Source organism: Mycobacterium sp. 1245852.3 (assembly GCF_001669335.1).
Lineage (GTDB): Bacteria > Actinomycetota > Actinomycetes > Mycobacteriales > Mycobacteriaceae > Mycobacterium > Mycobacterium europaeum_A.
This window is the reverse complement of record NZ_LZLL01000357.1, coordinates 1-853: the sequence shown is the minus strand read 5'-3', so window position 1 is coordinate 853 and position 853 is coordinate 1. Positions and strand designations below refer to the sequence as shown.

The 853-nt window shown below is 66.1% G+C and carries 2 protein-coding genes; one reads left to right on the top strand and one right to left on the bottom strand.

From position 1 onward, the window contains the following. Positions 1 to 431 (bottom strand): response regulator transcription factor (locus A9W96_RS15970; RefSeq protein WP_156765276.1); only part of this gene is annotated, 431 nt, incomplete at its 3' end. Positions 432 to 648: 217 nt separating this feature from the next. Here A9W96_RS15970 and A9W96_RS15965 point away from each other — a divergent pair. After that, positions 649 to 853, top strand: a 205-nt coding sequence (locus A9W96_RS15965) for a pyridoxamine 5'-phosphate oxidase family protein (RefSeq protein WP_197499538.1), incomplete at its 3' end; no start/stop codon positions are given.

Genomic DNA, 853 nt, shown 5'->3' with positions numbered 1-853 from the left:
TTGCGCGCGGTCGTGCCGCGCAGCTTGGACATCAGCGCGGCCGCGGCGCGGTTGTCGAGCAGCGATTTGCCGGCGCCCACCTCTTTGATGGCGTGGGCCAGCTCCATGCCCTTGATGTCCTTGACCACGAATCCGCTGGCGCCGGCCAGGATCGCCTCGAGCATCGCCTCATCGGAGGTGAACGACGTCAGCATCAGGCAGCGCAGGTCGGGGTGATCCGCCACCAGGTCGCGGCACAGTTCGATGCCGTTGCCGTCGGGTAGCCGAACGTCGAGCACGGCAACGTCGGGCTGCAACGCCGGGATGCGCGCCTTCGCCTCGGCCACCGTGCCCGCCTCGCCGACGATCTGAAGATCCGGATCGGAGGCGAGTAGATCGGAAAGACCGCGACGGACGACCTCATGGTCGTCGACCAGGAACACCTTGACCATGGCGAGCCCTTTCCTGCCGGTCTGGCAACTGGAAAGATTGCGACCGACCCACCCAATATCCCATATTTCGAAGGCAGCCGCCGGGACGCAACGGGTTCAACGACTTTGGTCCCCACGGGTCGGGACCTTCGGCCGACGCCCCAGCCGGTGATGCGCCAATAGTGTTGCGGCCGTGGTCTATTGCGGCGTCAACCGCACCCGCGGAAAGGAGCTTTCGATGACCGATGAGGGAGTCGTCATCCTGCCGGTGCACGAGTGCTGGGAACTGCTGGGCAGCGCGGCGCTGGGGCGGCTGGTCACCTACGCCGACGGCCAGCCCGATATCTTCCCGGTCAACTACGTCGTCCAGCGCCGAACCGTGCTGTTCCGCACCGCGGGGGGCACCAAGCTGGTCAGCTCCGCGATCAACAATCGGGTGCTCT